Here is a 19,140-nt window from a genome sequence, read left to right as displayed (position 1 = left end):
GTGGAAGAAACGCCGGACTCACGTAGGCCCACCGCGTGTCGTTATGGGATTGCCCGTCGTGTCGGCATTGCCAATTCGGGTATGTCTATGAATGACCTGTGCGCCCCTGCGAGATTGGGAATCCTCGGGTTGCGCAGGCGGGAGGGCTCGTTGACCGGGTGGCCGGCGTCGGCCAGGCGACCATGTGAATCCCGGTCTCGGGGAGGACTGTTGGCCGATCAATGACAAACGCCCGTTTTGGTGTGTTGCTGGAAGTTTGCCGATATAGTCGTTTCAGAATTCGGACTGGCTTGTCTAACGACGTGAACTATTCATGGAGGTCAGACACGTGCTTGGTCGGTTTCCTGTATTCCTGCGCAGCGGGTCGGCGAAAGTTGTGGCTGCGCTGGGTGGTGTGGTTCTCGGGTTGTCGATGACGACGACGGCTGCGGCGGATCCGATATATCCGATCCCCGATCCGGATCCGTTCTACGCCGCCCCGGCGGATCTGGCGGCACACCGGCCCGGTGATGTGCTCCGCACGCAGACAATGCCGCCGGTGGCCATATTTCCCGGCGCCACAGTTACATTGGTGCAATTCCGATCCACCAACTCCCACGATGAGCCGATCGCGGCCACCACCACGATCCTTACCCCCGCCGGTCACCAGCCCGACGCCCCGTTGATGTCGTATCAGCACTTCATCAACGCGCTCGGCACCAGCTGCGCGGTGTCGCATCTGCTGTACTCCGACGATCCGAATCTCCTGACGACGGCGTCGATTCTGAATATGGCACTGGCGCAGGGCTGGAGCATAGCGCTGCCGGATCATCTCGGTCCGTACGTCGCGTTCGGTGCGGCGCGTCTGGGCGGCCGGATCGTGCTGGACGGTGTCCGAGCGGTGAAACAGCTGCCGGCACTCGCCGCCCAGCACAGTCCGGTCGTGTTGGCCGGCTACTCCGGCGGCGGCATGGCCACCGGGGCGGCCGCTGCGCTCCAGCCGTCGTACGCGCCGGAGCTGAAACTCGCGGGCGCGGCCATCGGCGGTGCCCCGATGAACCTGCTGACGATGGTGCAGGCGTTGGGCTACGACCCGCACCCGGCCTTCGGGCTGGCCATGGCGGCGGCGATCGGCCTCGAGCGCGAATACCCGAACGAGCTGCCGATCAGCTCGTACCTCAACCAGAGTGGCCTGGCCCTCCGCAATGCCATGGCCAATGACTGCACCAATCAGATCCTCGCCGAGGGCGTCGGCGGCAGCGCGCGGGCATACATGGCCGACCCCGCGGGCTTCGACGTGCGGGAAGGCCAGTCGGTGCTGGAGGAGAACAGCTTGGAACTCTTCGGCGAAGTGCCGGAAACACCGGTGTTCGAATGGCATTCACCCGACGACCCGCTGATTCCGGTCCAAGCGATCGACAACACCGACCACCGCTGGTGCGCGGCCGGCGTTCCGGTGCAGACGCTGCGCGTTCCCGCACCCGAGCATCTGTCGGGAGCGGTGCTGGGTGCCCCCGAGGTACTGGCGTGGCTCAACGGCCGGGTTCGCGGCGAGCCGGCACCCAGCAACTGTTGACAGGAGCAGGGGCGCCGTGACTTCACGGTCGGCGTTCTCACCCGGTCCGGTCGGCCTCGCAGGTCGCCCGGACCGGGCTGAGCGGTCCGGATCGGGCGGTTCCGGCTCCCCGCCCCGACGGGGTGGTCGGCAACTGCCCTGGTGCTCCACCACCGCGTCAACCCGTGGTGGGTGAACCAAATGTGTGCCCTCGGCAGGACGCGCACAACATGGGCAACTGGAGAATCGTCCGGTCATCGCGGGGGCTCGTCCGGCCTGAGCGTGGTCGGCCATCCGGGGCATGTCGGCAATACAGGCCCTGCAGCAGCCGTTCTGCGAGGTGGCGGAGGCCACGGAAGTCATTGGGGCCGAACGTGCTTCGAGTTATGATCGCCGACGGGGACGCTACTTCGGATTGATCACTTCGGTGGGGAAGTCACGGTCCGGGGTGACGGTGTGACCGTCCGCGCCCAAGGTGAGCGTCACGATCACCGGCCCGCCTGTGGGACAGCAGCTCGCATCGGTCCCCGCCAGCCAGCGGTACTCGACCTGAACGCTGCGATCGGACGAACTGGCAATCGACGTGTATGCCGTCCACTTCTTCGTCGCCGTGCCCAGGAACCCCGCCTGGTTGAACAGCATCACGTGCCATGGCGAACTGGCCGTCCCGCCCTCGGTATCGGCGAGCACCCACATGAGCGCTGGACAGGACCCGATCGCGGCGTCGGTTCCCTGGTACGCGAAGAACTTCGAGCCGCCGACGCTGGGCCCCAGCTTCCCCAACGCAGCCGTCACCACCGGCGACTTCAAATCGACGCACTTGCCATTACCCGCGGTCGCGGGAACCCCGCCGCCCGGCGCCTGAGTCGTGCCCGGCGCCTGCTGGCCACCCGACGGCTGCACCGTCCCCGGACCGGCGAGTGTCGTCGTCGTCGGTGCACCCCCGGACTTCGGTGTGGCGTTGTCGTCCTGACATCCGGTAACCAGCGCAAGCGCCGCAACCGCCATCGTGATCCCGACGATTCTCTTCATGGATTGCCCTCTCCCCTCGGTACTCCAAGTAATTCGCGAACGGCCCGAGAATCGTTGCGCTTCTGACCGATTGATGTGGCGCCGAAAATCCCGGGCACCAGATCGCCACGTCTGGGTGGACGGCTTGGACGGTGACAATGGTGGCGACGGCCCTTCGATATGTGCTTCGGCGAATCATGAGTCATGCTGCCGCGCCTGACATCTGACGCAACCACTAGCCTGGGTGCCGGGGAGCGAATCCCTGAGCTTCACCAGAGCGTTCGGAGGGGATCGTGATCCATCGTCGATGGATCGGCATGACCATCGGGTCTATCGCCACATTGTTCATCGTCGCCGGCCTGGGCGCGGGATGTGATCTCGGCGCCGATTCCTCGCCGTCGGCACTCCCGCCGATCGGGGACCTGACGACGCTGGATCCCTGTGGGTTCATCGCACCGGACGCGTTCGCCGATCTGAAGACCGTCGCTGCCCAGATCACCATCGAACCGGCCGACTTCGTCAGGTGCAATCTCAACCTGCACCTCGTGGACAAGGATCAGGGACGCATAGCCGTCTGGACGATCCTTGGGGCCCACATCGCAGACCTCGCCTCGGCGGATGCGGTGTCGACCGATCGGGGGTCGGTGTATATCACCAAGGGGCACATCCCAGAACGGCGCTCAGTGTGACGCGACCGTTCGCTTGGCCGGTGGCGAGGGAGTCCTGTTGCACACGAGCGCCGACCGAAATGGCCAGCGACTCAACGATGTTGATCCCTGCCCCGCGCGAGATCGGGCGGTCGATGCCGTCGTGGCGACCATGAAGAGCGGGGCGTACTCGCGCATCATCTATCCGAGCGACTCGCTGCACGGATATGACCTGTGTGGCTCGGTCTCCCTTGCCGGAGGTCGAGACCGCGGTGAACCTGACCGGCCTCGCCGACAAGTCCATCCGAGCAGGACTGCCAGTGGCGTGCCGGTGACAGTTCCGACGCCCCCGGAGCGATGGTTTCGGTCATGATCGACGACCCGAGCCTCTTCATGGGAAAACGCTCTACTGTCAACGGATTTCCGGCACGTGTTTGGGATATCAGCAGTGCCGGCGGATCCGGTCGATGCGTGATCACCACGACAACGAAGCACTGGGACACCTGGCCCGGGCAGCATCGTTCGACTGCCGGCGAGGCGTTCAGCGAAGTGCTCTATACCCAGGTCATTCTCCCCGCCCAAACAGAACCCGGACAGGCCTGCCAAGCCGCGAAGTCGGTCGCGACCCAGGCTCTGTCTCATCGCCTACCGAACTGACGAGGTCGGCCAAGTCGGAATCAGGCCTTTCCGATTGGACGAAGAACCAGCGCATTCTTGCGTGCTCTGAAGAGGCGATCACGTGAATTGTCATGTCGTAGAACCGTCACGGAATTTTTTGTGGGGAGGTTTCCGATTGAAGCGGGATCCGGCCGGCGGCGCTCAACTACAACCCCGACTACGACGACTACCCGAATCAAGGCTGCACAAATTTCATTCCCAGTGCTTGCGTGCGGCAGGCTTCAAGGATGAGGGCGACGGAGGCGTTCCGTATCTGCATTACGACGAATCAGGCGAACGTAGCGGTGTCGCAGTTCAATTCGGAGTTTCTCCGGCACAGCGGGTGTGTTGCGCTACCTCGGCGGGCACATCGCCGACTACGAGATGGTCGAAATCTGACCCGCTGAGCTGTTCTGTCAGTGCTGATCAGAGCGGTCGAGAATAGCTGCGCTGCACCGTAGATCAACAGATTCCGCGATGCGGTGCTTCCTGAACGTCCGGAATGAACACTGGCGGGCACGAGCAGCTCGGGATTCAAGCGGCCTGTGAGCGCCACTGTCGGCAGCTGGAATCGATGGCAGCGGCGATCGCCTGCCCCACGTGATGACGCTGATTCACCCGAGGCGTGCCCGTGGGATCAAGACCCTTCGGGGCAATCCACCCAGTGCGTCCGGCATAGGGTGAGTCTTTGCCCATGACAACGGTTTTCCAGCCGTCGCGGCCGTCGTTGATCATCGCGTGGCAGTGGTCGCACGCCAGCGTCAGGTTATTGATGTCGGTGGGTCCGCCCTTGGCCCAATCGGTGATGTGGTGGGCGGCGCACATGTTCGCCGGTTGCTCACACCCCGGGCGGGTGCACCCTTTGTCACGTGCCAGGAGAGCGAGGCGTTGCGCGTGGTTGGCGGTGCGGCGGGAACGTTGCAGGTAGAGCGGCATTCCTTTCCCGTCGAGGACCGCCAGGACCGGATTGGTGCCTTCGGCCATCCTCAGGGCCTCGTTCATGGAGATCTGCGTGCCGGAAGCGGTGGTCGCGACCCCGGTGCCGCGCTCGAGGTCGGCCAGGCTCATGGTGAGGACGATCTCGACCGGCATCCCGCGGTGGTAGCCGAGCTCGCTCAGGTCGACACCGGGCTGCAGCATGGCCAGCAGAGCGTCGTGGGTGCGCTGGGCGGCATCACGACGATCCCGTCCCGCAGCAGCATCAAGGACCTTGTCTTCGATGAACCCGGCTGTGGCGGTGAGGCTTTCAGCGTCTTCGAGGTTGCACATGCCGGGACGGGCGAGCTTGGCGAACACGGCGTCGAGCAGGGCGCGCAGTTCGGGGGTGATCCAGCCTTCGATCCGCGACATCCCATCCACACCGGGACGGCACAATGTGATGCCACGCCGACGCCGACGGTCGGCATCGGAAACAACGTTCCCATCGGGGTCCAAACGCGCGACGATGTCACGCCCGATCTTCGGCAGATCATCCGGCCACCCCTCACGGGAGTAGTCGACGGGGATCTGCTCGGCCTCCGCCCGCGCCTCGACAGGGATATCCAAGGGCAGGTGGTCCATCACATCCATGATGTTGCGGACGTGATCGCGGGAAATATGCCCGGCAGCAAAGGCTTCCGCCATCACCGGCAACACTGCCGGGCGCAAGTGCCCGGTCGGTTCGATGAACTCCCCGCAGTGGTGGGTGACCTTCACCCGCAAGGCCGCGTCATATCGCGACAGGCCGAGGGTATGACGCAGGAACGGCACCATCTTCCCCGCACCGGACCGCGCATGCAGAGAACGTTCCCCTGCCTCGATGATCAGCCGGGTGTCCAACGCAGTCAACTGCCGCTTGCAGGCTTCCAGCTGCCGCATCAGCGCCGTGACATCACCATCAGTGAACTCGGCCAGCTTCCCGGCCTGAATGGAATCCGACAGGGTCGAGACCGCGGCCGCCAATTCAGCGATGCCGCAGTCGTCGAGTGTCACCCCATTCGAATCCATGTGCTAATTCTACGCCCCGCATGATCGCACTTGAACCCGAATTGTCCAGTATAGCAACCATTTTCAGATCGAATCCACCTTCATCGGGATCGGGAGGACTCTACAGCGGCAGGTCAAGCGTTGTCGTCCGGTGCGCGGCGTCCGAGGAGGAAGTATGCGACGGGGAGGGCGCCTATCGAGTTCACCAGCACGATCGAGGTTGCCCATATGCGTTTGGAGCCGCGGATTTGCTCGGGCGGCCGTTGGAGCAGATCCAGCAGAGCCGCGATCTTCGCGATGCCGTCGATCGCGCCGGCGCCCACGATCAGCCTGCGAGTGCGCACGTTCAGATCTTTCCACTGCTTTCGGACCATCTCCGATTCTCCTACTTCGGCTCGAGGTGTCGATTTGCATGCATAGGGCCGCTTGTCAGGAGTTCCGGCCGATGGCGGGCTGGGTGGTGGTGTCGCTCATGCGATTCTCCTGATGTGCACGAACATTCCGGAGGTGGCAGCGGCTACGCTGGCGCTGCCTGATCCAAGATCGCCCGCCACGCTGGCTCACCACAGGGGCCGAAAGTCAGCTGTCGGGGCCCCGAAGGGCACATCCACTGTCGCCGAAACCGAGCCATCGATCCTGAATGCAGTGCACAACCATTGGTGGCCAAGGCAAATCGGGAGGAGCCTTCCGGCGCTGCCGTGGCGTCGACGCACACTGCAGCCTGGTAGCCGTGACGACGGGGAGCAAGGCGAACGCATATGCCGAGAGCTCGCCGCAGTCATCGCCGGCCTGTTGAAATGGGCTGGCTCGCAAGCAAAGACGCCACTGCGATGATCTCGATTTGCGCAACCGTACCGCCGAATGAACGCGGGGACCTTATCGATCACGGGGGCGGTAGAAGATTTTCGGCGCAGGTCCCACGACGAAGGGCCGGGTGTGTGTGGACCTTCGACTCTGAAACCGGTTGTGGCCTGCGTGCGAGGGTTCGGAATGTAGCAAGGCAATGGCACCGCGAACTAGGAGGATCGTTGATACTGCAGACAGCGGAAACGCGATCGGTGCTTCGAATTTCGGCCGGTCACGATGTGTCGGCAGCCGCGCCGGAGTATGTGCGGGAGAAGGTGGAGCGGGCCCTGGAGCATGCTCCTGGCCCCATCGTGTCGGCGCAGGTGCGCCTCACCCGGCACGGTGATCGGGTGACCGCCAAGCCGGTGGTCGCCCAGGCGAATGTGGGCCTGGCGGGTCGGGTGGTGCGGGTGCAGGTGGCGGCGGCATCGGAGCGTGAGGCGGCCGATCTGCTCGAGGCGCGGCTGAAATCGCGACTGGAGCGGCTGGTGCGGCATTGGGAGGCGGTGCGCGGCGGGCGGTCCGCCGCCGGTGCGACCGAATGGCGCCACGGCGCTGCCCCGCGGGTGTCGCTGCCGTACTTTCCCCGGCCTGTCGAGGAGCGGGAAGTGGTGCGCCGCAAGTCTTTCGCGCTCGCCGAGGCGACTTGTGACGAGGCGGCCTTCGATATGGAGCTGCAGGACTACGACTTCCAGCTGTTCACCGAGACTGGCAGCGGAGTCGACAGCGTGTTGTATCGCCGCTCGCGCGGTGATCTGCGGCTGGCTCAGCTCACGCCGCGGCTCGACGCCGTCGCCTGTGGCGCGGTCGAGCTGTCCATCAGCCCGATGAGCTCGCCGGAGCTCGATGTGCCGGGGGCGATCGAGCGACTCGAGCTGACGAACTGGCCGTTCGTGTTCTTCCGTGACCGTGACAGCGGACGCGGCAGCGTGCTGTATCACCGCTACGACGGGCACTACGGCCTGATCACCCCTGCCGCATAACCGCATCCGTCCTCGAGCATCCGCCGAGGCCGCCGCTGACCGGCTCGGCTCGGCGGGTGCTGCCTCGTCGGTGGCGATCCGCGCGGCCTCTTCCGGATCGATGTCCGGCTGCTACCTGGTGATAGTCGCGATGCGATCCAGAATCTCCTTGTGGCGCGGGCGCAACCGACGCGCCCGGGCATGAGCGGAGGTACGGAGCGAACGGCCGTCGCGGGTCGTAGCGCGGGGCGGCGCGCACCGCGCGCCGCTCTTGAGTCTGTATAGCCAGATTAGGCAAAGCATGGGATCGCGGGCCGGCGATGGGGAGCGGGGCCGGTGCAAGGGGTTACGGCAAGGCGACGGCGATAGTCATGTCGTCGTGGCGCTTGGAACGTGGCTGGAGTTGGCCATCTGGATCGTGGTCGGCTTCCCAATGCCGACCACGTTCGAGGAATTGCCGGAGTCCGGTGGCGTTCATCTTCGCGATGTCCGGCCAAGAGATCTCCAGTGGCGCGAGGTGGCTTGCGGCTCCGTCGGTAGCGAGCACGATCCAAGGGACTGATTCAGCTGGGTAGCGGGCGGTTACGGCGTGATATGCGGCATCAGGTTCGGTCTCGGCGATCCAGTAGCCACCGGCTTGGTTTCGGCGCTCTCGCTGTTTGCGTCGAAGCACTCGGAGTATGCCGCGGTGGGTCTCGTCGTAGCCGGTACCGGAGGCAAGCCTGTTTCGGTACTGCGTGGACTCTGGCAGATTGAGGTCGTCCAGGCGGGTGTCGGTGACGATGTCGAAGCCGTTGTCCGTTCGGCCGACGATCACCGGAGAATCTCCGAGAGTGAGGATCTCGGCGATGTTGTCACAGATCCGAAGCAGCGCGACCGTGCTCGATGGAGCGACGCCGGAACGCAGCTGGAGATGATCCGCGGTGGCGGCAATGGCCCCGGCGAGAATGCCTCGCAGATCCCCGGGGCGGTCGATTCGACTGCGGAGCTCAGCGCCGAGGGTGTCTACGTACTCGCGAGCGGCTGGCATGGCTGGGTCATGCGCGGTGGCTCCGTCGAGCACAATCACGCTGTGATCGGTGACGAGTACCCGATCCTCGTCCGCTAGCGCGGGAAGCTGAGCCGTGGTGACCTTCATGAGCGCTCCGAGTATGGGCCGACGATCAAACGGCTGTCGGTCACGGCGAAGTCAGCATCGAAGTCGCATTCGACTACTCCGCTGATGAATGTCGAGGACGAGCTGAACACCTCGCTCAGATTCCGATCCAGCCAATGCGCCACGCCGAGCGATCCGATGCTGGTGATGCCCGCGATGTGAACGAGTACGCGGCCCGCCTCTCGCCGCCGGGAGAAGTAGCCGAGGTCAATTCGAACCGAGCTATCGCAGCGGTATGGAGAGCGGTGGCGGTTGCCGCTCCGGGCATCGGTGATCCACCAGGCTTCCTCAGTGTGCTCGAAGTCGAGCACCGGATCGGCATCGAGCAGATGTCGCCCGATGGGCGCGGACTTCGGCCCGCAGATGATCACCGAGTCACCTGCCGGCGGCTCGGACATGTCTTGATCGATCGCAAACCGGCTGTTGGCCAGTGAAAGCCGTGTCAGCGTGCCTTCAATGGCTTCGCGTGTGGCCTCGTCGTTCGCGTCGAAGAACGGGCGCTCACGCCCCTCCTCGAACCCAAATCGTCGGGGGACGCCCACGGCCACTGGGCCAACTCCGAAGAAGGCGCGTTCGGGCCCGGGGGCGGTAGATCGAATCTGGCTGATGCGCCCTTTGGTGATACCGAGTTGATCGGCAATCTCGGTGTAGCTCAGGCCATTTCGATGGGCTTCCTCGATGGCGGCCTTTCGGAGGCGTGCAAGTTCGGTAGCACGCTGTTGGTAGATGATCATGAGCTCGGCGGCTCGCTGACCACGCCGAATGGGGTCCGGGTCGTTCCGGACCTGTTCGAACTCCTCGGCGGTAGCCACGCGTACGAGTTTAGAGGCCCTTTACGGCGGACAGTCGTCGGCGTATGCTTTGTTTATCCCCCCTAAACCGCATCTCTGGCCGTCCGACTTGAGTTTAGGGCGCATAAACAAATACAGCCTTGACTAGCTAGGGGGTCGTCTTGCAGGTCCGTAAATCATCATGTTCATCTCAATCCGTCCGCCTCGGGTAGCGATGGCAACCGGGTCTATGGAACAGCAGCGTCAGGATGTAGTCCTTGTACTGGCTGGCATCCATACCGCCGCGAAGCTGGTCGCAACTCGCCCAAAGTGATGAGTAAAGATCCGACTTCTCGAGTGCCACAGATGGTCTTCCTGTTGTGTCAGCAGGCATCCGCAATGCCCGGCGCGGCTCGCGATTTGGTCGGGTCTCAGCATGCCAGAGGGAGGCGACAGCACCACCGAATACCAAGTCTTGGGCTGGCGATTTCCATCGGTGGCATCGGCGGCGCAGCCGGCGCCGGGAATCCGCGACACACGGAACACGCCTGACCTGCCGAAATGAGGCTTCCCGAAAGTGCCCTCGGCAGGATTCGAACCTGCGACACCCGCTTTAGGAGAGCGGTGCTCTATCCCCTGAGCTACGAGGGCTGGACGTGCCGGGCGGGAGCCCGGCCGGGACGTCGGGGAGTCTACCTGGTTGGGGGCCGGGGCCGCATTCGTGGTCGGGGTGGTGGAGTCGGCTGATCGGCGGGCGGTGGGAGCGGCGAGTCCGGCCGGAGTCGCTAGCGGCCCGCGGGTCGGCTCTCGTCGTAGTCCGATGGTGCGAATCTGCTTGTCTTCCAGCGGAAGAGGAGGGTGGCGCCGGGCCAGTTGTTGGTGATGCGGCCGGAAGCGTTGCGGTACCAGCTGGAGCAGAAGTTCCAGGGGGTGTCCTTCAGGCGGCGCTGCAGCCAGTCGTCCCAGGACTTTTCGGCGTCGGGGCGGGGCGAGAGGACGTGGCCGGGGCGGGCGGAGAGGTAGTCGATGACCTGGCGGATGTAGCGGGCCTGGGACTCCAGCATGTAGATGATGGAGCCGGAGCCGACGTTGGTGTTCGGGCCGTACATCATGAACAGGTTGGGGAAGCCGGGGACCGACATGCCGAGGAAGGCGCGGGGGCCCTCGGGGGACCACTCGTCGGCGAGCTTGCGGCCCTGCAGGCCATAGATATTCATGGGGGCGAGGAACTCGGTGCCCTTGAAGCCGGTGCCGTAGACGATGACGTCGACGGGGTGCTCGACGCCGTCGACGGTGCGAATTCCGTTGGGCGTCACCGCTTCGATGGCGGTGGTCTCGACGGTGACGTTGTCCTGGGTCAGTGCGGGGAAGTACTCGTTGGAGAACAGGCCGCGCTTGCAGCCGGCGGCATAGTCCGGAGTCAGCTTGGCGCGCAGCGCCTCATCGGGCACCTGCCGGTTGCGATGCCGGTCCGCGACGGCGATCACCGGATGCTTGATGGCGGAAATGTCGGTGAGCGCCAACGCCATCACCTCGAAGAAGGTCCAGATGGCGAATCGCTCGGCCAGCCGCGTCCCGGGCACGTACTTGAACAGCGCGTGGTGCAGCGGGGTGTATTCGGTGTCGAACTTCGGCAATACCCACGCGGCCGAGCGCTGGAACAGCGTGAGGTGCTCGACCTTCGGCTGGATGGCCGGAATGTATTGGATGGCACTGGCTCCCGTGCCGATGCACGCCACCCGCTTGCCCGTCAGGTCGACCGAGTGATCCCACTCGGCGGAGTGGAAGGCCGCGCCGGTGAAGGAGTCGATGCCGGGGAGGTTCGGCATCGCGGGCCGGGAGAGCTGCCCGACGGCGGGGATGAGGACGTCGGCGAGGTGGGTGCCGCCGTCGGCGGTGCGGACCCGCCACCGGCCGCCCTGCTCGTCGAATTCGGCGTCCACCACCTCGGCGCCGAACTCGATCCTGGCGGGCAGGTCGTGCTTCTCCGCGACGGTGCGCATGTACGCGTGGATGTCGGCCTGCTGCGAGAACCGGCGTGGCCAATCGGATTTCGGCTCGAACGACCACGAGTACAGCGGCGAGGGCACATCGCAGGCGGCGCCCGGGTAGGTGTTCTCGCGCCAGACGCCGCCGAGGTCGGCGGCCTTCTCCAGGATGGTGAAGTTGGTCAGGCCGTGGCGTTGCAGTTCCAGCGCCATGCCCAGCCCGGCGAATCCGGCACCGATGATCAGAATGGAGGGCTCTCGCTGCATACCGGCAACGGTAGGGCGTATTCCCATCGGTCCTGCAGACATCGCCGGACAGTGAATCCGTATTTTCGGTCACGCCGGGCGGGTGGGTCCGGATTCACCCCTGGCAATCATGGGAGGGCCGCCCTCACGGCCCACTGTCCGGGTCAGTGAGCGCCATCTGACCTGCGACGCTGTCCTCGACTGGACAGCCCGGTGTCACACTCAATATATTCACGGAAGTTCTTGCTCCAATTTACTTGTCCTGGTTAGTGATTGGCTATTCTGCGCCGCCGCAGGGGGCGTCGTCAGCAGGTCGTGACGCTGATCAGGATTGCGGAGCCGGCTGGTCGTCGTGTTGGGCGGCGGCGGGTCGGCTACGGGCTGCGGGCGGCGAGGGTGGGGTTCGTCGCCCGCAGCTCGACTATTTCGCCAGCTCACCGGGCCTGGACTGAGGTCACCATGCCGTCAGTACGGGCCCTGACCCGTGTATGTCCGAATCGGCTAGGCTCGCCGCAAGTGACTCAGTTCACTTTCCAGTAGGTACATGCAAGGAGCGGTTGGGAAATGTTGAGCACCATGCAGGACGAGCAGCTGTCACTCGCGACACTGCTGCGCTACGCCTCCACCTTCCAGGGCGACAGCCACGTCTCCACCTGGACCGGTGACGGCTTACGCACCCAGACCTATCGCGAGGTCGGCCAGGACGCGGCCCGGCTCGCCAATGCCCTGCGTGACCTGGGCATCGGCGTCGGTGACCGGGTCGGCACGTTCATGTGGAACAACAACGAGCACATGGTCGCCTACGCCGCGGTGCCCGCCATGGGGGCGGTGCTGCACGCGCTGAACATCCGGCTCTTCCCCGAGCAGCTGGTGTACGTGGCCAATCACGCCGAGGATCAGGTCGTCATCGTGGACGGCTCGCTGCTGCCGATGTTCGCGCAGTACCTGCCGAACCTGAAGACGGTGCGCCACGTCATCGTCGCCAATGGCGATGCCGCCGCGCTGCAGGCCCCCGAGGGCGTCACCGTGCACTCCTACCGGGAGCTGCTCGATGCCCAGCCCGACACCTACGACTACCCGGTCATCGACGAGCGTTCCGCCGCCGGCATGTGCTACACCTCCGGCACCACCGGCGACCCCAAGGGCGTCGTCTACTCGCACCGCTCGAACTGGCTGCACGCCATGCAGGTGATCTCGCCCAACGGCATGGGCTTCACCGCGGCCGACACCGTACTGGCCATCGTGCCGCTGTTCCACGCCAATGCCTGGGGTATTCCGTACGCCGCGCTCATGTCGGGCGCGAATGTGCTGATGCCGGACCGTTTCCTGCAGCCCGCACCGCTGCTGGAGATGATGGCCGAGGCGAAGCCGACCTTCGCCGCCGCGGTCCCGACCATCTGGGGCGGCGTGCTGGCCGGGCTGCAGGCGCAGCCGCAGGACATCTCGCACCTGCGCACCTGTGTGGTCGGCGGCGCTGCGGTCCCGCCGTCGATGATGCGGGCCTTCGAGGAGCGGCACGGCGTGAAGCTGCTGCACGCCTGGGGCATGACCGAGACCTCGCCGCTGGGTTCGGTGGCGCATCCGCCCGCCGGCGCCGAGGGCGAGGAGGCCTGGAGCTACCGCTACACCCAGGGCCGTTTCCCGGCCGGTGTGCAGGCGCGCCTGGTCGGCGATGACGGTTCGGTGCTGCCGAACGACGGAGAAGTCCTGGGCGAGTTGGAAGTTCGCGGCCCGTGGATCACCGGCGCCTACTACGCGCCGTCGGGCGGCGAGGTCGATCCCGACAAGTTCCACGACGGCTGGCTGCGCACCGGCGACGTCGGCAAGATCAGCCCCAATGGCTACCTCACCCTGGTCGACCGTTCCAAGGACGTCATCAAGTCCGGCGGCGAATGGATTTCGTCGGTGGACCTGGAGAACGCCGTCATGGGTCACCCGGCCGTGGCCGAGGCCGCCGTCATCGGCATCCCGGACGCGAAATGGGACGAGCGCCCCCTGGTCGCCATCGTCCTGGTCGAGGGCACCGAGGCCAAACCCGAAGAGCTGCGCGACTTCCTGGCTCCCAAGTTCGCCAAGTGGCAGCTGCCCGAGCACTGGTGCTTCATCGCCGAGGTCCCCAAGACCAGTGTCGGCAAGTTCGACAAGAAGCGCCTGCGCGCCCAGCACGCCGACGGCTCGCTGACCATCGTCACGCTGTCCTGACCCACCCGGGTGCGCCCTCCGCGCGAGGGCGCACCCGCCGGTCAGCGCTGTGGAATGCGCTGTGTCGCAGCGCTTCACGCCGTCCCGAGCGGATTCAGGACGGCGAATCGCCATTCCCCGTTCTCGAGCCGCCGGGCGATATTCGCGGTGGTGCCGGTGGGGGAGACTCGCGTGCCGTCGGGCGCGTCGATCTCCAGGGTCCAGTCGGTGACCAGCAGGGCTGCGTCACCGCCGATCAGCAGATGCTTGCTGTTGTTGGTGAGCTGTCCGCGGGCGGCGACCGTGCCGCTGATCTCCTGACGCAGCGCGTCCGGGCCGGAAATGACGGCTCCGGTGGTGGTGCGCATGGTCGCGCCCGGGGCGAAGAGCGAGAGCACCACCCCCGCCACGTCGCCCGCGTTCAGGCGCTCCTCGAAAACCCTTGGCAGCTGGGCGGGATCGGTGATCTGGGTGGCCATGAGCTGGTCCTTTCGTGGTCGGATCGACGTTTCCATGCTGGTCTGCGGCGGTGGCCGGGGCGAGGTCGAAAGGGGACGCGTCATGGTCGAAAGTGGACAATCGCGGTTCGGCTAGCCCTCCGGGTAGAAGACGAACAGGGTGCAGCCGGTGACCGTCGAGGGGACGTGCCAGGAACCGGCAGGGGCGTGCAGGAAGGTTCCGGCGGGGTAGTCGCGCGCGCCGTCGTTGAAGACGCCCGAAACCACGTACACCTCTTCGGGACCGGGCTCATGGATGTCGCGACCGTGCCAGGAGGCGTTCGGATCCAGCTCGACGATATTGGCGCTCGCGCCGTTCGGTCCCGTCCAGAGGTTACGTACCCGGATGCCCGGGAAGATCTCGCGCGCAGGGGATTCCGTGGCGGAGGCCGAGGTGTAGCCGGGCTGGGTGAGGATTTCGGAAGTCATGCCGACCACGGTGCCGTGCGCCGCAGGGGCGGCACAGTGTCAGAAAAGACATTATAGGGTACTTTTCTGCCATGCATCGCGTGACGGCTCTGGTGCGGCCGGTCCAGTCGACCTTCGAGCTCGGCTGTGCCGCAGAGGTATTCGGCACCGAGCGGGAAGGTGTGCCGAACTACTACGAATTCGGGGTGTGCACCGAGACGCCGGGACTGGTGCCCACGACAGCCGGGTACTCGCTGGATGTGGCGGACGGGCTTGCGGCGCTGGCCTGCGCCGACACGGTGATAATTCCGGGCTGGACGCCGGTGGAGGCGCCGCTCTCCGACCCCGTGCGTCGCGCGCTGCTACGGGCGCACGGCCGCGGTGCTCGAATCGTCACGATCTGCCAGGGGGTATTCGCCCTGGCGCGTACCGGATTACTGGACGGCAGGGCTGCCACCACGCACTGGGCGCGCGCCGACCGGCTGCAGGCGGAGTTTCCCCGGATCCAGGTGCAGCCGGACGTCCTCTACGTCGACCACGGCGACGTCGCCACCAGCGCCGGTGCGGGCGCGGGCATCGATCTGTGCCTGCACCTGGTCCGCCGCGATCACGGTGCCGCCCACGCCGCACTGCTCGCCCGGCACATGGTGATGCCGCCGCACCGTGAAGGCGGACAGACCCAATACGCGCCGACGCCCCCGCCCTCCGACATGCTGGACGGCCTGCTCGACTGGGTGGAGGGCCGGCTCGGATCCCCACTCTCGGTGCGCGACATGGCCGCTCACCTCAATGTCTCGCCCCGCACGCTGGCCCGCAGCTTCGACGATCGGCTCGGCACGAGCCCGGGTGCGTGGCTGCTCGCGCGCCGGGTGGCGGCGGCCCGCACGCTGCTGGAGGACACGGACCTGCCGGTGGACGCCATCGCGACTCGCGTCGGTCTCGTCTCGGCGGTGAACCTGCGCCGTCGTTTCCGTGCGCAGGTGGGGACGACTCCGGGCGCGTACCGCCGGGCCTTCCGGATCTCGTGAGCGGCCGGTGTCGCCGCGGGCTAGACATCCTTGACGGCGGACAGGCCGTAGAGCACCGGGAGGATGGGGTCGGCGGGAGGGAGTCGCCACCAGCCGGTTTCGGTCCGGATCATCTGGGGCCAGCGGGGCCACGGGAGGGTGTCGGTCTCGGTGAGGCCGGTGATGCGCAGGCCCGCCGCCAGCAGGGCGTTGATGACTTCGCCGAGGCCGTGGCGCCATTCGTAGGCGGTGGTGTCGGTGCTGAGGTCCGGGCCGTCGGTATAGGTGTGGGCGCTGTCGCGACGCTGGGCGCCGCGGCCGGCGAGGTAATCGTCGTGCAGCACAAGCTGTCCCGGGTCGACACCCGGCGGCGGGGTGGGGCCGAGGGCGTGCAGCAGCGGATGGAATTCCACCAGGTAGAGCAGGCCGCCCGGGCGCAGCAGGCCGGCCACTTCGCGCGCCCAGCGCGGCAGGTCGGGGAGATAACAGAGCGCGCCCTTGCCGGTGTAGGCGATGTCGAAGGTGCGCTCGCCCAGGGCTTCCCGCGCGTGGTAGACGTCCGCGCAGACGTAGTCGACCGCGCCCCCGGCCAGTTCGCGGGCGTGGCGCACCGATTCGGCCGAGAAGTCCAGGCCCACCGCGCGGGCCCCGCGCCGCGCGAATTCGATTGTCTCCGTGCCGAGATGGCATTGCAGATGCACCACGTCGAGGTCGCGCACGTCGCCGAGGGTGTCCCATTCGAACGGCGCGAACCAGTAGCTGGTCGCGGTAGAAGCTGCTGGCGGCGTGAATGCCCGCCCGGGCATCCCAGTTCCGCCGGTTCGCCGACAACGGATCTGTCACGGTCGCCACTATAGGCACGACCCGGACGCCAGGGCCGGAGCCTGCGGCGGAGCGGTTCCGGTCGCGGCTCCGGATCCGTACCGTTAGTTTGAGGGCAGATGCCCGCAATCTGCAGGGGTGGACGAGGAGGTCCGGGTGGAGTCGACACGCGCGCAGGCCGCACGGCCGGTCACGGCGAGGAAGGTACCGCCGATCACGCAGGCCGGGGGTGGCCGCGCATGACGCTCGGGCTGATCAGGTCGGTGGGGGAGCGGGCCTACCTGGAGGCGGAATCGGCGCGGCTGGTGCTGGAGGCTGGGCTGGCCCGGCTGGAATCGCCGGCGGTGCTGCTGTCGGCGGCCACGGCCATGCTGCGCTACGGCACGCTGGCGGCCGGGCTGCGGCTGTCGGCGGCCCGGTACGGCGGGCGGGTCGCGGTCATCGACGAGCGGGGCGAGCTGACCTTCGCCGAACTGGAGGACCGGTCGAATCGGCTGGCCAACGCCTGGCGCGAGCGCGGCCTGAAACCCCATGAGGGCGTGGCGATCCTGGCGCGCAATCACCGCGGCCTGCTGGACGCGATCTTCGCCGCCGCCAAGTGCGGGGCCCGGATCATCCTGCTCAATACCGATTTCGCGGGCCCGCAGATTCGCGATGTCGCCACCCGCGAGGGCACCGACCTGCTCGTCTACGACGACGAGTACGCGCACATGCTCGACGAGGTGAGCCCGCGGCGCGGCAGCTACCGGGCCTGGACCGAGCAGCCACGCGAGGACAGCCTCGAATTTCTCATCGAGACCGGCTCGCCCGACGCGCCGCCCGCGCCCGGCGCGGAACCCAAGATCATCCTGCTGACCAGCGGCACCACCGGCACCCCCAAGGGCGCGCCGCGGACCGAGCCGAAATCCCTGCTGGCGCTGGGCGGTCTGCTGTCCAAGGTCCCGTTCCGGGTGAACGAGGTGACCGAGTGCTGCGCCCCCATGTTCCACACGCTCGGATTCGCCTGCGCCATGCTGACTCTCGGCTTCGGCTCCACCCTGGTGATCCGCCGCCGCTTCGACCCGCAGGCCGCCATCGACTCCATGGCGCGGCACCGGGCCACCACGGCGATCGTCGTCCCGGTCATGCTGGCCCGCATGATCGATCTGGGCGGCGGCGCGCTCATCGGGCACGATCTGTCCGCGCTGCGCATCATTTTCGTCGCGGGCTCCCAGCTGGGCGCGCACCTGTGCCGGGAGGTGACGGCGGCCTTCGGGCCGGTCGTCTACAACCTGTACGGGTCGACGGAGGTCGCCTACGCCACCATCGCCACGCCCGAGGACCTGGCCGAGGAACCCGGTTGTGTGGGCAGGCCGGTGCTGGGGGCGCGGGTGGAGATCCTCGACGATCGGGGCCGCCGGGTGCCGGCCGGCGCCACCGGCCGCATCTTCGTCGGGAACACCATCCAGTTCGAGGGCTATACCGGCGGCGGCCACAAGGAGATCGTCCGCGGCCTCATGTCCTCCGGCGATGTCGGCCACTTCGACAGCGCGGGCAGGCTTTTCATCGACGGCCGCGACGACGACATGATCGTCTCCGGTGGTGAGAACGTCTTCCCGGTGGAGGTCGAGGAACTGCTCTGCACCCACCCGTCGGTGCGGGAGGCGGCCGTCCTCGGTGTCCCCGACGAGCAATTCGGCGCGCGCCTCGAGGCTTTCGTGGTCGTCCACGACGGCCACCAGCTCAGCGAGCCCGAGATCAAGGACTTCGTGAAGGCCAATCTGGCCCGCTACAAGGTCCCCCGCGAGGTGGTCTTCCTGCCCGAACTGCCCCGCAACCCCACCGGCAAGGTGCTCAAGCGCAAGCTCCGGGAGGCGTGAGCCGACAGCGATCCGGGGGATTCGGCACCTTTGCTCGGGGGATTCGGAACCGAACACGTTCGCGCCGCCGCTGAAATCGGATCGGGGGTGTGCCGGGTGCGAACGCTGATCGGCGCGGCCGGGTTGGCCGGTCGCGCCGGATCAGGGTGGTGCGCTCAGCAATTGCGGAGTTCCGGGCTCTGGTTGAGCAGCTGGGCGCGGGTGGAGATGAAGGTGGTGTAGGTGTCGCCGCCGACCGAGGCGAGGGGGAAGGCCGCCACCCGGTGACAGTTCTGGAAAGCGAGCTTGATGCCGAAGTGGCGTTCCAGGCCGCCGCGGATGGCGTCCGAGGCCATGGCGCGCAACAGCTGGCCGCGGGCGGTCTCGTCCGGCGGGGGAATGGTGTTGTCGGCGTATTCCGCCGTGCCGGAACGCAGGTCGGCGGCTACCCGGCTGACGACCTCGTAGGCGTAGGGCAGCGAATTACGGACGCATTCGACGAACTCTGCGTCGCTGACTTCACCGCGTTCGGCGCGCTCGAGTAGTGCGGTAGGTACGTCGAGTGACATATCGCTCTCCTCATGGGATGGCGGAAGGTGTCAGCC

The 19,140-nt window shown here is 66.5% G+C and carries 18 protein-coding genes and 1 tRNA gene; 7 read left to right on the top strand and 12 right to left on the bottom strand.

The window, feature by feature from the left end; translation table 11 throughout:
* Positions 1-571 precede the first annotated feature (571 nt).
* Positions 572-1,555 (top strand): lipase family protein, encoded by a 984-nt coding sequence (locus AB0L60_RS01890; protein WP_364605750.1) that lies wholly within the window; start codon positions 572-574, stop codon positions 1,553-1,555.
* Between the two features lie 384 nt (positions 1,556-1,939).
* Here AB0L60_RS01890 and AB0L60_RS01885 read toward each other — a convergent pair whose 3' ends face one another.
* Entirely contained in the window at positions 1,940-2,542 is a 603-nt protein-coding gene (locus AB0L60_RS01885) for an LppP/LprE family lipoprotein (protein WP_364605748.1), read from the bottom strand.
* Between the two features lie 344 nt (positions 2,543-2,886).
* Between AB0L60_RS01885 and AB0L60_RS01880 the strand changes: the two genes are divergently transcribed.
* Positions 2,887-3,234, top strand: a complete 348-nt coding sequence (locus AB0L60_RS01880; RefSeq protein ID WP_364605746.1) for a hypothetical protein — start codon at positions 2,887-2,889, stop codon at positions 3,232-3,234.
* A 327-nt stretch (positions 3,235-3,561) separates the two neighbouring features.
* Entirely contained in the window at positions 3,562-3,849 is a 288-nt protein-coding gene (locus AB0L60_RS01875) for a hypothetical protein (protein ID WP_364605744.1), read from the top strand.
* Between the two features lie 534 nt (positions 3,850-4,383).
* Here the strand turns inward: AB0L60_RS01875 and AB0L60_RS01870 are convergent.
* Positions 4,384-5,835 (bottom strand): DUF222 domain-containing protein, encoded by a 1,452-nt coding sequence (locus AB0L60_RS01870; protein WP_364605742.1) that lies wholly within the window; start codon positions 5,833-5,835, stop codon positions 4,384-4,386.
* A 113-nt stretch (positions 5,836-5,948) separates the two neighbouring features.
* On the bottom strand, positions 5,949-6,188 hold the full coding sequence (locus tag AB0L60_RS01865) for a hypothetical protein (protein WP_364605740.1): 240 nt from the start codon (positions 6,186-6,188) through the stop codon (positions 5,949-5,951).
* Positions 6,189-6,899: 711 nt separating this feature from the next.
* Between AB0L60_RS01865 and AB0L60_RS01860 the strand changes: the two genes are divergently transcribed.
* On the top strand, positions 6,900-7,643 hold the full coding sequence (locus AB0L60_RS01860; RefSeq protein ID WP_364605738.1) for an HPF/RaiA family ribosome-associated protein: 744 nt from the start codon (positions 6,900-6,902) through the stop codon (positions 7,641-7,643).
* Positions 7,644-7,968: 325 nt separating this feature from the next.
* Here the strand turns inward: AB0L60_RS01860 and AB0L60_RS01855 are convergent, their stop codons facing one another.
* The 5 genes from AB0L60_RS01855 to AB0L60_RS01835 all read right to left on the bottom strand — a co-directional run bounded on the left by AB0L60_RS01855 (position 7,969) and on the right by AB0L60_RS01835 (position 11,803).
* The gene (locus tag AB0L60_RS01855; RefSeq protein WP_364605736.1) at positions 7,969-8,760 is read right to left on the bottom strand and encodes a PP2C family serine/threonine-protein phosphatase; all 792 of its coding nucleotides are present in this window, start codon (positions 8,758-8,760) and stop codon (positions 7,969-7,971) included.
* Entirely contained in the window at positions 8,757-9,590 is an 834-nt protein-coding gene (locus AB0L60_RS01850) for a sigma-70 family RNA polymerase sigma factor (RefSeq protein ID WP_364605734.1), read from the bottom strand. The genes AB0L60_RS01855 and AB0L60_RS01850 overlap by 4 nt, the downstream gene beginning before the upstream one ends.
* A gap of 169 nt (positions 9,591-9,759) precedes the next feature.
* Positions 9,760-9,942: a type I restriction-modification system subunit M N-terminal domain-containing protein gene (locus tag AB0L60_RS01845; RefSeq protein ID WP_364605732.1), complete on the bottom strand. Its 183-nt coding sequence runs from the start codon at positions 9,940-9,942 to the stop codon at positions 9,760-9,762.
* A 184-nt stretch (positions 9,943-10,126) separates the two neighbouring features.
* A tRNA-Arg gene (locus AB0L60_RS01840) sits at positions 10,127-10,199 on the bottom strand.
* Between the two features lie 134 nt (positions 10,200-10,333).
* Positions 10,334-11,803, bottom strand: a complete 1,470-nt coding sequence (locus AB0L60_RS01835; protein WP_364605730.1) for an NAD(P)/FAD-dependent oxidoreductase — start codon at positions 11,801-11,803, stop codon at positions 10,334-10,336.
* Positions 11,804-12,346: 543 nt separating this feature from the next.
* Here AB0L60_RS01835 and AB0L60_RS01830 point away from each other — a divergent pair.
* On the top strand, positions 12,347-13,984 hold the full coding sequence (locus AB0L60_RS01830) for a long-chain fatty acid--CoA ligase (protein WP_364605728.1): 1,638 nt from the start codon (positions 12,347-12,349) through the stop codon (positions 13,982-13,984).
* Positions 13,985-14,058: 74 nt separating this feature from the next.
* On the opposite strand, the gene AB0L60_RS01825 is transcribed toward AB0L60_RS01830, so the two are convergent.
* Together AB0L60_RS01825 and AB0L60_RS01820 are read right to left on the bottom strand one after the other, a co-directional pair.
* Positions 14,059-14,442: a nuclear transport factor 2 family protein gene (locus AB0L60_RS01825; protein ID WP_364605726.1), complete on the bottom strand. Its 384-nt coding sequence runs from the start codon at positions 14,440-14,442 to the stop codon at positions 14,059-14,061.
* A gap of 111 nt (positions 14,443-14,553) precedes the next feature.
* Complete coding sequence (locus tag AB0L60_RS01820) at positions 14,554-14,889, bottom strand: cupin domain-containing protein (protein WP_364605724.1); 336 nt, start codon at positions 14,887-14,889, stop codon at positions 14,554-14,556.
* 71 nt (positions 14,890-14,960) lie between these two features.
* Between AB0L60_RS01820 and AB0L60_RS01815 the strand changes: the two genes are divergently transcribed.
* The gene (locus AB0L60_RS01815; RefSeq protein ID WP_364605722.1) at positions 14,961-15,896 is read left to right on the top strand and encodes a helix-turn-helix domain-containing protein; all 936 of its coding nucleotides are present in this window, start codon (positions 14,961-14,963) and stop codon (positions 15,894-15,896) included.
* Between the two features lie 20 nt (positions 15,897-15,916).
* On the opposite strand, the gene AB0L60_RS01810 is transcribed toward AB0L60_RS01815, so the two are convergent.
* A complete protein-coding gene (locus AB0L60_RS01810; RefSeq protein WP_364605720.1) occupies positions 15,917-16,681 on the bottom strand; it encodes a class I SAM-dependent methyltransferase in 765 nt (254 codons plus the stop codon).
* 255 nt (positions 16,682-16,936) lie between these two features.
* Between AB0L60_RS01810 and AB0L60_RS01805 the strand changes: the two genes are divergently transcribed.
* Complete coding sequence (locus AB0L60_RS01805; RefSeq protein ID WP_364605718.1) at positions 16,937-18,556, top strand: acyl-CoA synthetase; 1,620 nt, start codon at positions 16,937-16,939, stop codon at positions 18,554-18,556.
* Between the two features lie 155 nt (positions 18,557-18,711).
* On the opposite strand, the gene AB0L60_RS01800 is transcribed toward AB0L60_RS01805, so the two are convergent.
* On the bottom strand, positions 18,712-19,104 hold the full coding sequence (locus AB0L60_RS01800) for an SCO5389 family protein (protein WP_364605716.1): 393 nt from the start codon (positions 19,102-19,104) through the stop codon (positions 18,712-18,714).
* Positions 19,105-19,140 lie beyond the last annotated feature (36 nt).

Source organism: Nocardia sp. NPDC051981, from assembly GCF_040680715.1.
GTDB lineage: Bacteria > Actinomycetota > Actinomycetes > Mycobacteriales > Mycobacteriaceae > Nocardia.
Note: the sequence above shows the minus strand (reverse complement) of the source record. Positions and strands in the feature narration are given on the sequence as shown.